An 11,968-nucleotide genomic window follows, 5' to 3' on the forward strand; every position below is an offset into this window, starting at 1 on the left:
CTGCCACGCCGCATTCATGGAAAAAGCGCGCGACACCAACGTTCTGGCAGGCGTCCTGTGGATGGCGACCACCGGATTTCTGTTTGTAGGTGTCACGGCCATCGTCAAGCACCTGGGCGATGCGGTCCCGGCGGCGCAGGCCGCCTTTCTGCGGTACGTGCTGGGGCTGGTGTTTCTGGTCCCGATGATCCGGCCCATCCTGCGGGCGCGGCTGACGAGGCGACAGCTGGGCCTCTTCGGAATGCGCGGCGTGGGGCATACGCTCGCGGTGATCCTGTGGTTTTATGCGATGACGCAGATCTCGATCGCCGAGGTGACGGCGATGAATTACCTCTCGCCGGTTTACGTGACGCTCGGCGCGGCCTTGTTCTTGGGGGAGCGGTTGCGCTGGCGGCGGGTGGCGGCGGTGATCGCTGCCTTGGTTGGGGCACTGGTCATCCTGCGACCTGGGATCCGGGAGGTCGATGACGGGCATCTGGCGATGCTGGCTACGGCGGTCCTCTTTGCTGCAGGGTATTTGATTGCCAAGCAGCTGTCTGGAGAGGTGAGCGCGACGGTCATCGTGGGAATGCTGTCGGTGACGGTGACGATCGGGCTCTTTCCGTTTGCGCTGGCTGTCTGGGTTCCGGTGAGCGGGGTCGAGTTGGCGTGGCTCTTCGGCGTCGCCTGTCTGGCCACCGCGGGGCATTATACGATGACGCGAGCCTTTGCGGCGGCGCCCGTCAGCGTAACGCAGCCGGTGACGTTCCTGCAGCTTATCTGGGCGACGGCCCTTGGCGCGCTCGTCTTTGGTGAGGCGGTTGACGCGTGGGTACTGGCGGGGGGCGGGGTCATCATCGGGTCGGTCAGCTTCCTCGCCTGGCGGGAGGCGATGGCGCGCGGGAAGGCGGCCGCTGTGGCTACGCCGTTGCCGCGGTGATCATTCCAGAGACGGCGGAGCGCGTGGCGCTGGAGGCGCGATGGCTGGAGCTGACGCGGCAGGATCTTCCTGCGGCAGCTACAAACGACTGGCCGATCCGCCTGGATCACTGCTTTCAGCGGGTTCTGCTCGATGTCGCCTGTGAGGGCGTCTGGTACGATCGGATCACCGGGCGGCCGGCCTATCGGCACGCGCCGGATGACGTACTGCGCAAGGCGGTGATCCTTGGGGAGGATGTTTTGATGGGCCGGGCCGATCTTCGCACGCTCAATCAGCGGAGTTTGGTGTGGCGGGGGAAGGTGCCTCGCCCATAACGATGCGGCTGCGGCGCATGACGTAGAGGATTGCGATGAGCGCAAGGAAAGTTGTGGCCACCATGATGATCTGAAGCGGCAGTGCCCCGCTGCCCTCGGTCAGCATCAGGCCAGCGACTGCCGCCAATGCCGCGCCACCGCCGACCATCATCGCGCTACCAAGGCCAGAGGCGGTGCCTGCCAGGTGCGGCCGGACCGAAAGGAGGCCCGCTGTCGCGTTTGGAAGGACCATTCCATTCCCGAGGCCAAGAAGCGTCACGAAGCCGAAGAACGTGTAGGGATCGTTCATGCCCGCAATGCCAAGCGCGAGCGAAACCGTGAGACCACCGAGGGCGATGAGGGTGCCATATAGGATCATCCGGTCGATCCCCAGGCGCACCGAGAGCGCGCCCGAAACGTAGTTGCCCGCCGCATATCCGATGGCAGGCGCGCCGAAGGCGAAACCCGACCAGAACGGCGAGAGGCCGAAGACGGTATCGGCGACGAAGGACGTTCCGCCGAGAAAGGCGAAGAAGGCGCCGGAGCTGAACGCGGCGCTGGATGCGTAGCCCCAGAACCGGGGGCTCGCGAGAAGTTCGGGATAGGTGCGGATCTGGTCGGCGAAGCTCATGCCGCCACCGCTCACCGTCTCGCCAAGATCCCGCCAGACGAGCCAGAGGACGCCTAGCCCGCAAAGGAGCAGGAAGGTGAAGGCCGCCTGCCATCCGAAGAGCTGGTCGAGCGCCCCGCCGATCATCGGCCCCACCATCGGGACGAGTGCCATGCCCATGGTGACGTAGCCGATCATCGAGGCCGCCTGCTCTTGCGGGACGATGTCGCGAATGACGGCGCGGCCAAGCACCATGCCGGTCGCGATGATCCCTTGGAGCATTCGGAAGAACAGGAAGACGCCGACCGTAGGTGCGAGGATCGTGCCAAGTGTCGCCAGGCAGAAAAGGGCGATTGAAGCCAGCAGGACAGGCCGTCGTCCGTAGCGGTCTGAGATCGGGCCGATGACGATCTGGAGGATCGCGGTCCCGGCGAGATAGCCCGAGACGGAGATCTGCATGACGGAGTAGCTCGTGTCGAAATACCGGGCCATGTCCTTGAGTGAGGGGAGGAAGACACTCATCGACAGGGCGGAGACCCCGACGAGCAGGACGAGCGTCATGATGTGGGGCGGCGTCTGGCGGTCGAGGAAGGTCGTCTTCGGGAAGTCGGACATGAACCGGAGGTAGCGGGGCGGTGCCCTGCTGTCTATGGAAGATTGGCTTCAGTAGGCTTTGCGAAAGTTGCGCAAAAACACGGCCTTGCGTTGGATTTTTGCGCAAACCTGCTTTTGCCCCCCGATTGCTGTTGATAGGGTGCGCGGGAAACGGAATAGGGCGGCGACGATGACCTCGATCCTCGACGAATTGGAAGCGCGGCGCAGCGTTGCGCGGCTGGGTGGCGGCGAGAGGCGCATCGACGCGCAGCATGCCAAGGGCAAGCTGACGGCGCGGGAGCGGATCGAGCTGTTGCTTGATGAAGGATCGTTCGAAGAGTTCGACATGTTCGTGGCTCATCGTGCCACGGATTTCGGCATGGCCGAGAGCCGTCCGTCAGGGGATGGTGTCGTGACCGGCTGGGGCACGATCAACGGGCGGATGGTCTATGTTTTCAGCCAGGACTTCACGGTCTTTGGCGGATCGCTGAGCGAAACCCATGCGCAGAAGATCTGCAAGATCATGGATATGGCCGTGCAGAACGGCGCGCCGGTGATCGGGCTGAACGATTCGGGCGGGGCGCGGATCCAGGAAGGTGTCGCGTCGCTGGCTGGGTATGCAGAGGTCTTTCAGCGCAATGTCATGGCCTCTGGCGTGGTGCCGCAGATTTCCGTCATTATGGGACCCTGTGCTGGGGGGGCGGTGTATTCGCCTGCGATGACCGACTTCATCTTCATGGTGAAGGATACGTCTTACATGTTCGTTACCGGCCCGGACGTCGTGAAAACCGTGACGAATGAGGTGGTTACGGCCGAAGAACTGGGCGGCGCAACGACCCACACCCGCAAGAGCTCGGTCGCGGACGGGGCGTTCGAGAACGATATCGAGGCGCTGGCCGAAGTGCGGCGGCTGGTGGATTTCCTGCCGCTGTCGAACCGGGAGAAGCCGCCAGTCAGGCCGTTCTTCGATGATCCGGGGCGGGTCGAGGACAGCCTTGATACGCTGGTGCCGGACAATCCAAACACGCCCTACGACATGAAGGAACTGATCATGAAGGTTGCCGATGAAGGCGATTTTTATGAGATACAGCAGGACTTTGCGAAGAACATCATCACCGGCTTCATCCGGATGGAGGGGCAGACGGTTGGGGTCGTCGCGAACCAGCCGATGGTGCTGGCCGGGTGTCTTGATATCGACAGCAGCCGCAAGGCGGCGCGGTTCGTAAGGTTCTGCGATTGCTTTGAAATCCCGATCCTGACCTTTGTCGATGTGCCCGGCTTTCTGCCCGGGACGGGGCAGGAATACGGAGGCGTTATCAAGCACGGTGCAAAGTTGCTCTTCGCCTATGGTGAGGCGACGGTTCCGAAGGTCACGGTGATCACCCGAAAGGCCTATGGTGGGGCCTATGATGTCATGAGTTCCAAGCACTTACGGGGTGACTTTAACTATGCCTGGCCGACGGCAGAGATTGCTGTGATGGGGGCCAAAGGAGCGGTCGAGATCCTCTACCGGTCCGAATTGGGCGATGCGGAGAAGATCGCGGCGCGAACTAAAGACTATGAAGATCGCTTCGCAAACCCTTTCGTGGCCGCGGAAAAAGGCTTTATCGACGAGGTGATACTTCCACAATCGACACGCCGAAGGGTGTGCCGGGCCTTTGCGTCGCTGAGGAGCAAGCAGCTTCAGAATCCGTGGAAGAAGCATGACAACATCCCGCTCTGACAGGCCGAAAACAGCTGGCGGCATACTGTCGGCTTTCTGTCGGACTCTTGTCGGACGGAACCGCGCGTTGCCGGCATCCGTTGCGCAACGTACGGCGCAAAAGGGAAACGATCATGACCAAGGACCACGGACCGTCGATCAAGGACGACGAGACCTACGAGGCGCTTCGCGAGGAGGGGTATTCCAAGCAGAAGGCGGCGGCGATCGCCAATGCACAGGCGAACGACGACATGGAGCCATCGAAGAAGGGTGGCAAAGCGCCACCTTACGAAGAGTGGACCAAGGATGCGCTTTACGAACGGGCGCAGGAGCTCGATATCGACGGCCGTTCGGACATGACCAAGGACGAGCTTATCGCGGCCTTGCGCGACTAGCCGTCGGTCTTGCCCTTGTGGGCGGCGGAGCTTTGGCCGACCCGGTGCAGGTGCCCTCGGGTGAAGACGTCGCGCTTTACGATCTGATTCTCGAACCGGAAACCCGAATCGCCCGGTTCCGGTTTGTCGTCCCCGCGATTGGCCCTGGCGGGCCGGGCTATGCGGAACTTGAGGCAGATTTTACCCATCTTTGCGAAAGCTACGCCCTGCCTGCCCTGGCAGAGACGAGCTGGGCGGCACGCCAAATCGTGATCTCGATGTCAAACCGCGAGACGGAATTTGGTGTCGCAGATTACGACGCGGTGCAGTTTTTCGAGGCATTTCGCGTCGAAAGTGGTGTCTGTGTATGGGAGCAATTCTGATGCAGGCACAAGATATGGGGGGAACCCCGCCCGAAGAGGGGCTAATTGATGCGAATTGGCGACAGAATGGAGCGATATCTCTCTTCCGGGATGCGCGCCCTGCCGATTTCCGTATCTTTCCGGTGGGTTATCCTGTGATAACCCGGAATGTCGGGGTTGGGGCCGGGCATGGTGTCCGGCGTTGTCCCGTTGAAATATCGAGGAGTCCTGGATGTCGAATTCCATCAAGCGTGTTGCTGCGCTCAGCCTTCTGGTTCTTGCAGCTGCCTGTGCCCGCAACGAACCCGAGCCGGTCATTATCGAGCCCGTCTCGAACGAACCGGTTTTCACCGGCAAGCTCTGATCGCTTTCCGGCGGGGCGGCCTGTCCGGGCCGTCCCGTCACCCTGCATGGGCCCGGATGGTACGGGCGCGGCACCATGCTGAAACATCGCGGCTTTCCTAGCCGCCTGCCCGGATCCGATTATCAGTTCACCATTCGGCGTGAGAACAAGGCCGGCGCAACCCGGTTGATCGCGCGCGAGCGCTATGCGGACAGGCGCCCGGCGGACCGTCGCGCCGACGAGGCCTTTGTCGCCGCGCTTTGGCATCATTTCGGGGATGCACCTTTCGAGCGGGGAAATCTGGATGCAGGGCGCCTGTCCTGGGTGTTCGAGCGCGAGGTCGTTCCTGCGGAGGACGAATTCGACCCCGAGAGCTATGATTCCCTGCTTAAACTTGACGAGACGCGCGCCCGCGCAGCCTTTCCCGGCGCCTTTGAGACGGGGAACTGGTTCTGATGCGAGGAGAATTTGGGCAGCCTAGAATACAATCTAGGCGGGAATCAGCCGACTTTTGCAAAAGTGTTAATCCCGGCTTGGCACCGAAAGCGCTTTCATGTCATCGTTCTTGTGCAGGTGGTGGTCCCAGCAAGCCAGCATCTGCAAATTGTCAAAACCGTTACCCTTCCCCTAGGAGGCGGGTCATCCACATTAAGGATGACCCGCCTCCATCCTTTCGGGGGTGCCCCTTCTCACCTGCGGTCTTTTCCTTGTCGGCCAAAAGCTGCGTGATATTGAATAACAGCGTTCTGACGCTTTCCTTTTCCGCAGACGGTGTTCTATTCGCCGCAGGAAAGGGCTTGGCGTACAGTAAAGACGCTGGGCGAACAAAAACAGGAGCAGACCAATGTCCATTAAGATCCAGACCCTCGGTGCGATCTGCGCGTTCTCTGTCCTGTCGGCCTGTGCCGGCAGCGGGATTGGCGACAACGACACCGAGCGGGCCGTCATCGGCGCCGCGGGTGGCGCGCTCATCGCGGATGCGACTGAGAATGACGTGGCGACCGGCGCCGCTGTTGGCGCGCTGGCAGGTGTCTTCTGCGACGACGCAGGGGTCTGCCGCCAGTCGAACTGAGCCGCACCTAACAGGTAACAGAACAATCGGGCCGTCCGGAGCAATTCCGGGCGGCCTTTTCGTGTCTGAGGGAAACCTATGTTCAAGAAGATCCTGATCGCGAACCGGGGCGAAATCGCCTGCCGGGTCATCAAGACTGCCCGCAAGATGGGGATTGCCACGGTCGCCGTCTATTCCGATGCGGACCGCACTGCGCTGCATGTGAAGATGGCGGATGAGGCGGTGCATATCGGTCCGCCGCCGGCGAACCAGTCGTACATCGTGATCGACAGGATCCTTGAGGCGATCCGCAGGACCGGCGCGGAGGCGGTGCATCCGGGATATGGGTTCCTGAGCGAGAACAAGGAGTTTGCCGAGGCGCTTGAGAAAGAGGGGGTCGCCTTCATCGGCCCGCCCGCGGGCGCGATCGAGAAGATGGGGGACAAGATCACCTCGAAGAAGATCGCGGCGGAGGCGGGGGTTTCGACCGTGCCGGGCCATATGGGGCTGATCGAGGATGCGGACGAGGCGATCCGGATCTCGGGTCAGATCGGCTATCCGGTGATGCTGAAGGCGAGCGCCGGCGGTGGCGGCAAGGGGATGCGCATCGCCTGGGACGAGAGCGACGTGCGCGAGGGGTTTCAGGCGTCGAAGAACGAGGCCGCGGCGAGTTTCGGTGACGACCGGATGTTCATCGAGAAGTTCGTCACCCAGCCGCGGCATATCGAGATCCAGGTGCTGTCGGACGGGCAGGGGACGACGCTCTACCTTGGCGAGCGGGAATGTTCGATCCAGCGGCGAAACCAGAAGGTGATCGAGGAGGCGCCGTCGCCGTTCCTCGACGAGGCGACGCGCAAGGCCATGGGAGAGCAGGCCTGCGCGCTGGCCGATGCGGTCGGCTATCGCAGTGCGGGGACGGTGGAGTTCATCGTCGACGGGGAGCGGAACTTCTACTTTTTGGAGATGAACACCCGCCTGCAGGTGGAGCATCCGGTGACGGAGCTGATCACCGGCATCGATCTGGTGGAGCAGATGATCCGGGTGGCGGCCGGGGAAAAGCTGTCCTTCGGGCAGGCGGACGTCCGGCTGAATGGCTGGGCCATCGAATCGCGGCTTTATGCGGAGGATCCCTATCGCAACTTCCTGCCGTCGATCGGGCGGCTGACGCGGTATCGCCCGCCCGAGGAGGTGGCGTTCGAGGACCGCGTGGTGCGCAACGATACCGGCGTGTTCGAGGGTGGCGAGATCTCGATGTATTACGACCCGATGATCGCGAAGCTGTGTACCTGGGCGCCGAGCCGTGCGGCGGCGATCGAGGAGATGCGCGTGGCGCTTGATGCGTTCGAGGTCGAGGGGATCGGGCATAACCTGCCGTTCCTGTCGGCGGTGATGGATCACCCGAAATTCGTCGCGGGCGAGATGACGACGGCGTTCATCGCGGAGGAGTTCCCGGATGGGTTCCAAGGCGTCGATTTGCCGGAGGAGGATCTGCGGCGGATCGCAGCCTCGGCGGCGGCGATGAATCGGGTGGCGGAGATCCGGCGGACTCGGGTGTCCGGCCGGCTGGGCAATCACGAGCGGAAGGTCGGGACGGACTGGGTGGTGCGGATCGACGGGCATGTCTGGCCGGTTGAGATCGACGCCGACCGGGAAGGGGCGACCGTGCGGTTCGAGGATGGTTCTGATCTGCGTGTCGCGAGTGACTGGACGCCGGGGGATACCTTGGCGCGGGTCGACGTGGACGGAGACCTGCTGGTCCTGAAGGTCGACAAGATCACCGGCGGGTTCAGGATGAGGTCGCGCGGGGCGGATCTGGACGTGAAGGTCCTGCATCCGCGGCAGAATGCGCTGATGGCGCATATGATCGAGAAGGTGCCGCCGGATACGTCGAAGATGCTGCTGTGCCCGATGCCGGGGCTGATCGTCAAAGTCGATGTGGGTGTGGGTGATGAGGTTCAGGAAGGGCAGGCGCTCTGCACCGTCGAGGCGATGAAGATGGAGAATATCCTGCGGGCGGAACGAACGAGCGTCGTCGCCAAGATCAACGCCGAGGCGGGCGACAGCCTGGCCGTCGACGACGTGATCATGGAATTCGAGTGAGCACTCTGACGGCGATCTACACCTGGTTCGCGACGCTCGATCCACGGATCTGGCAGGCGGTCATCGCAGGCGTCTTCGTCGCGGGCGGCTGGATCGTGAACGGGTCGCAGAACCGGCGTCGCAGCCTGCGGATGCGGCAGGAGCGGCTGCGCGACGTCCATCGCGCGCTCTTCGCCGAGATCGGCGCGAATCTGCAGACGCTCGGGACCGAGGAGGATCTGTGGGCGAGTTCCGCCGCGGTGGTGGAGCGGATGCGGAAGGGGGCCGTGCAGGGCGAGCCCTACTTGCCCTTTGTGGTGCGGGACCGGAAGGACGAGGTCTTTGCCTCGATCATCGGAGAGATCCATATCCTGCCGCGGACGACCATCGATGCGGTGGTGGCCTATTACGCGCAGCTTAAGGTGATCGCCGACGTGACCGAAGATCTGCGGGGGGAAAGCTTCGCCGCCCTGCCGGTCGAACGGCAGATCAAGCTATACGAGGATCTGACGGGAATGAAGGTGCTGGCGATTGCCTTTGGCAATCACGCCCTGCGGATGATCGACACCTATGCCAGGGACGGCAAACAGGCCGCGCAGGCACTGGATCAGGAGTTGAAGAAAGAGACGGTCGCGTTCGAGATAAAACGCCTGAAGGCGGCGAAAGCCCCTGAAGCGGAGCCTCAGGACACGCCTAGTATCCCTCAGGACGAGGGCCGGTCCGGCCCGTCGTGACGGGGATCGGGGTATATGGTAGCGGCTGGGGCGCCGGCTTTTGGCGATCTGACATGCGCTATCCTCCTGCCCTGAATATAGCAGCGGGCCGGTTACGGTTCAATGAAGACTACTGGTTTGCATTGCGCCGATCGATGATTTCCTGCTCGCGGAGCGGCATCTTGTCGATCGAACGGGAGATCTCGCGCACGTCCCAGGGGGCCGGTTTGCGCAGTTTCACGCCACCATCCTTGCCGACGATGACGAGCATGAAGCCCCGCGGGCGAAGCTGCTCGCGGAGCTGCGAGAAGGCCTCGGGATCGGTATCCGTCAGGACAACGACGTCGCGTTCGACAAGATCTTCCATCCGCGAAACGAGCAATTCGACCTGCCGTTGGAAGCGGGGATCATTGGGCGTATCGGCGAAAACGACGATCGGGCGGGCGACCCAGAGGAAATCTTCGAGATTCACATCCGTTGCGTCGAAAACTACGGTAGGATCGGCCCGCCAGCTATCCACCGCCGTCAGGGCGACAGGCGTCTTGACCGCCTCCTGCGCGTACAGGGCGGTCGCTGTCAGTGCCGCGGCGACGAGGCCGACAAGGGTACGGAACGGGGTTGGGGTCATGCTGTCTCCTGTTGCCCAAGATATAGTCTGGGCCGTGGGGATTGCGAAGAGGCCGCCGCAGGGCGCGCCGGACAAATTTACGTTTGCATGTGCGAGGGCATGTGCGGATCGGAGGGCTTGAGGATGGGACGCAAGGACGTTTGGGCAGAGATCGCGGCGAAAGAGCTCAAGGCGCGGTCGGTCGAGGATCTGACCTGGGAGACGCTGGAGGGCATCCCGGTGCAGCCGGTTTATACCGCCGACGATCTGGAAGGCGTCGACCATCTGGGCGCGGTTCCGGGGGAGGCGCCGTTTGTCCGCGGTGTGAAGGCCACGATGTATGCGGGCCGGCCCTGGACGATCCGGCAATATGCCGGGTTTTCGACCGCTGAGGAGTCGAATGCCTTCTATCGCAAGGCTTTGGCGGCCGGGCAGCAGGGCGTTTCGGTGGCCTTCGATCTGGCGACGCATCGGGGCTATGACAGCGATCATCCGCGGGTCGACGGCGATGTGGGCAAGGCGGGTGTGGCGATCGACTCGGTCGAGGATATGAAGATCCTCTTCGATGGCATTCCTTTGGACGAGGTCAGCGTCTCGATGACGATGAACGGGGCGGTGATCCCGGTTCTGGCGTCCTTCATCGTGGCGGGTGAGGAGCAGGGGGTCGACCGGTCGGCGCTGTCAGGCACGATCCAGAACGATATCCTGAAGGAGTTCATGGTGCGGAACACCTATGTGTATCCGCCGGAGCCGTCGATGCGGATCGTGGCCGATATCATCGACTATACGAGCCGCGAGATGCCGAAGTTCAATTCGATCTCGATCAGCGGCTACCACATGCAGGAGGCTGGGGCGAACCTGGTGCAGGAGCTGGCCTTCACGCTGGCCGACGGGCGGGAATATGTCCGGGCTGCGATTGCGCGGGGGATGGATGTCGACAAGTTCGCCGGGCGCCTGTCGTTCTTCTTCGCGATCGGAATGAACTTCTTCATGGAGGCGGCGAAGCTGCGCGCGGCGCGGCTTTTGTGGTACCGGATCATGGAGGAATTCTCGCCGAAGACCCCCCGATCGATGATGCTGCGCACCCATTGCCAGACCTCAGGGGTGAGCCTGCAGGAGCAGGATCCCTACAACAACGTCGTGCGGACCGCGTTCGAGGCGATGAGCGCGGTGCTGGGCGGGACGCAGTCGCTGCATACGAACTCTTTCGACGAGGCGATTGCCTTGCCGACGGAATTTTCCAGCCGGATCGCGCGGAACACCCAGCTGATCCTGCAGGAGGAGACGGGGGTGACCAATGTGGTCGATCCGCTGGCGGGGTCCTACTACGTCGAGAAACTGACCCACGATCTGGCCGAGGCGGCGTGGGCGCTGATCGGCGAGGTCGAGGAGATGGGCGGGATGACCAAGGCCGTCGCCTCTGGCATGCCGAAGCTCAGGATCGAGGAGACCGCGGCGCGGCGGCAGGCGATGATCGACCGGGGCGAGGAAGTGATCGTGGGTGTCAACAAGTACCGGCTGGCGAAGGAAGACGACATCGACATCCTCGATATTGACAACGCAAAGGTGCGGGCGTCCCAGGTGGCGCGGCTGGAGCGGATCCGGGGCAGCCGGGATCAGGCGGCGTGCGATGCGGCCTTGGCGGCACTGAAAGAGGCGGCTGCGGGCGACGGCAACCTGCTGGACGCGGCGGTCGAGGCGGCGCGGGCGCGGGCGACGGTCGGCGAGATTTCGGATGCGATGGAGGCGGTCTTTGGTCGCCACAGGGCGGAGGTGAAGACATTGGCGGGAGTTTATGGCGCGGCCTATGAGGGCGACGAAGGGTTCGCCGAGATCCAGAAATCAGTCGAGGCCTTTGCCGAGGCCGAAGGGCGCCGACCCCGGATGCTGGTCGTCAAGATGGGCCAGGACGGGCATGACCGCGGCGCGAAGGTGATCGCGACGGCCTTCGCCGATATCGGGTTCGATGTGGATGTGGGGCCTCTGTTCCAGACGCCGGACGAGGCGGCGCAGGATGCCGTCGATAACGATGTGCATGTCGTCGGCATCTCGTCGCAGGCGGCGGGGCACAAGACGCTGGCGCCCAAACTTGTCGAGGCGCTGAGGGCGCAGGGCGCGGGCGATATCCTGGTGATCTGCGGCGGGGTGATCCCGCAGCAGGATTACCAGTTCCTCTACGATGCCGGGGTGAAGGCGATCTTCGGGCCGGGAACGAATATCCCCGAGGCGGCGCAGAACATCCTGCAGCTGATCCGGGAGGCGCGGACGCAGGAGGCGGCGGAGTAGCGCAGGGCCTCATCGTTTTCTGCACGTTCGACTGC

Annotated in this window: 13 protein-coding genes; 11 read left to right on the plus strand and 2 right to left on the minus strand. The window is 63.0% G+C overall.

The window, feature by feature from the left end; all coding sequences use genetic code 11:
• The first annotated feature begins 16 nt into the window (after positions 1 to 16).
• Together AADZ90_RS07610 and AADZ90_RS07615 are read left to right on the plus strand one after the other, a co-directional pair.
• Entirely contained in the window at positions 17 to 919 is a 903-nt protein-coding gene (locus tag AADZ90_RS07610; protein WP_367311823.1) for a DMT family transporter, read from the plus strand.
• Positions 916 to 1,233: a hypothetical protein gene (locus AADZ90_RS07615; protein WP_367311822.1), complete on the plus strand. Its 318-nt coding sequence runs from the start codon at positions 916 to 918 to the stop codon at positions 1,231 to 1,233. Before AADZ90_RS07610 ends, AADZ90_RS07615 begins: the two co-directional genes overlap by 4 nt.
• Here the strand turns inward: AADZ90_RS07615 and AADZ90_RS07620 are convergent.
• Positions 1,187 to 2,437, minus strand: a complete 1,251-nt coding sequence (locus AADZ90_RS07620; RefSeq protein ID WP_367311821.1) for a multidrug effflux MFS transporter — start codon at positions 2,435 to 2,437, stop codon at positions 1,187 to 1,189. The two genes, AADZ90_RS07615 and AADZ90_RS07620, sit on opposite strands and share 47 nt — an antisense overlap.
• 169 nt (positions 2,438 to 2,606) lie before the next feature.
• Between AADZ90_RS07620 and AADZ90_RS07625 the strand changes: the two genes are divergently transcribed.
• The 8 genes from AADZ90_RS07625 to AADZ90_RS07660 all read left to right on the plus strand — a co-directional run bounded on the left by AADZ90_RS07625 (position 2,607) and on the right by AADZ90_RS07660 (position 9,061).
• The gene (locus tag AADZ90_RS07625) at positions 2,607 to 4,139 is read left to right on the plus strand and encodes an acyl-CoA carboxylase subunit beta (RefSeq protein ID WP_367311820.1); all 1,533 of its coding nucleotides are present in this window, start codon (positions 2,607 to 2,609) and stop codon (positions 4,137 to 4,139) included.
• 113 nt (positions 4,140 to 4,252) lie between these two features.
• Positions 4,253 to 4,513 carry a DUF7218 family protein gene (locus AADZ90_RS07630; RefSeq protein WP_367311819.1) on the plus strand — a complete coding sequence of 87 codons (261 nt, stop codon included), beginning with the start codon at positions 4,253 to 4,255 and terminating at the stop codon, positions 4,511 to 4,513.
• A 32-nt stretch (positions 4,514 to 4,545) separates the two neighbouring features.
• On the plus strand, positions 4,546 to 4,875 hold the full coding sequence (locus tag AADZ90_RS07635) for a DUF6497 family protein (protein WP_367311818.1): 330 nt from the start codon (positions 4,546 to 4,548) through the stop codon (positions 4,873 to 4,875).
• 211 nt (positions 4,876 to 5,086) lie between these two features.
• On the plus strand, positions 5,087 to 5,218 hold the full coding sequence (locus tag AADZ90_RS07640) for a hypothetical protein (protein WP_367311817.1): 132 nt from the start codon (positions 5,087 to 5,089) through the stop codon (positions 5,216 to 5,218).
• A 75-nt stretch (positions 5,219 to 5,293) separates the two neighbouring features.
• Positions 5,294 to 5,653, plus strand: a complete 360-nt coding sequence (locus AADZ90_RS07645; RefSeq protein ID WP_367311816.1) for a hypothetical protein — start codon at positions 5,294 to 5,296, stop codon at positions 5,651 to 5,653.
• Between the two features lie 388 nt (positions 5,654 to 6,041).
• On the plus strand, positions 6,042 to 6,269 hold the full coding sequence (locus AADZ90_RS07650) for a YMGG-like glycine zipper-containing protein (RefSeq protein ID WP_367311815.1): 228 nt from the start codon (positions 6,042 to 6,044) through the stop codon (positions 6,267 to 6,269).
• Between the two features lie 78 nt (positions 6,270 to 6,347).
• On the plus strand, positions 6,348 to 8,348 hold the full coding sequence (locus AADZ90_RS07655) for an acetyl-CoA carboxylase biotin carboxylase subunit (protein ID WP_367311814.1): 2,001 nt from the start codon (positions 6,348 to 6,350) through the stop codon (positions 8,346 to 8,348).
• Positions 8,345 to 9,061, plus strand: a complete 717-nt coding sequence (locus tag AADZ90_RS07660; protein WP_367311813.1) for a hypothetical protein — start codon at positions 8,345 to 8,347, stop codon at positions 9,059 to 9,061. The genes AADZ90_RS07655 and AADZ90_RS07660 overlap by 4 nt, the downstream gene beginning before the upstream one ends.
• A 109-nt stretch (positions 9,062 to 9,170) precedes the next feature.
• Here the strand turns inward: AADZ90_RS07660 and AADZ90_RS07665 are convergent, their stop codons facing one another.
• Positions 9,171 to 9,668 carry a DUF4174 domain-containing protein gene (locus tag AADZ90_RS07665; RefSeq protein WP_367311812.1) on the minus strand — a complete coding sequence of 166 codons (498 nt, stop codon included), beginning with the start codon at positions 9,666 to 9,668 and terminating at the stop codon, positions 9,171 to 9,173.
• 123 nt (positions 9,669 to 9,791) lie between these two features.
• On the opposite strand from AADZ90_RS07665, the gene scpA reads away from it, so the two are divergent.
• Positions 9,792 to 11,933 (plus strand): methylmalonyl-CoA mutase, encoded by a 2,142-nt coding sequence (gene scpA, locus AADZ90_RS07670; RefSeq protein WP_367311811.1) that lies wholly within the window; start codon positions 9,792 to 9,794, stop codon positions 11,931 to 11,933.
• The last annotated feature ends 35 nt before the right edge of the window (positions 11,934 to 11,968 follow it).

Source organism: Aestuariibius violaceus (assembly GCF_040779325.2).
Lineage (GTDB): Bacteria > Pseudomonadota > Alphaproteobacteria > Rhodobacterales > Rhodobacteraceae > Aestuariibius > Aestuariibius violaceus.

Bases quoted from the DNA above. Each gene is read 5' to 3' on its own strand.
- AADZ90_RS07630 (WP_367311819.1), top strand. From the start codon at position 4,253: ATGACCAAGGACCACGGACCGTCGATCAAGGACGACGAGACCTACGAG.
- AADZ90_RS07640 (WP_367311817.1), top strand. From the start codon at position 5,087: ATGTCGAATTCCATCAAGCGTGTTGCTGCGCTCAGCCTTCTGGTTCTT.
- scpA (WP_367311811.1), top strand. From the start codon at position 9,792: ATGGGACGCAAGGACGTTTGGGCAGAGATCGCGGCGAAAGAGCTCAAG.
- AADZ90_RS07655 (WP_367311814.1), top strand. From the start codon at position 6,348: ATGTTCAAGAAGATCCTGATCGCGAACCGGGGCGAAATCGCCTGCCGG.
- AADZ90_RS07620 (WP_367311821.1), bottom strand. From the start codon at position 2,437: ATGTCCGACTTCCCGAAGACGACCTTCCTCGACCGCCAGACGCCGCCC.
- AADZ90_RS07625 (WP_367311820.1), top strand. From the start codon at position 2,607: ATGACCTCGATCCTCGACGAATTGGAAGCGCGGCGCAGCGTTGCGCGG.
- AADZ90_RS07645 (WP_367311816.1), top strand. From the start codon at position 5,294: ATGCTGAAACATCGCGGCTTTCCTAGCCGCCTGCCCGGATCCGATTAT.
- AADZ90_RS07610 (WP_367311823.1), top strand. From the start codon at position 17: ATGGAAAAAGCGCGCGACACCAACGTTCTGGCAGGCGTCCTGTGGATG.
- AADZ90_RS07650 (WP_367311815.1), top strand. From the start codon at position 6,042: ATGTCCATTAAGATCCAGACCCTCGGTGCGATCTGCGCGTTCTCTGTC.
- AADZ90_RS07665 (WP_367311812.1), bottom strand. From the start codon at position 9,668: ATGACCCCAACCCCGTTCCGTACCCTTGTCGGCCTCGTCGCCGCGGCA.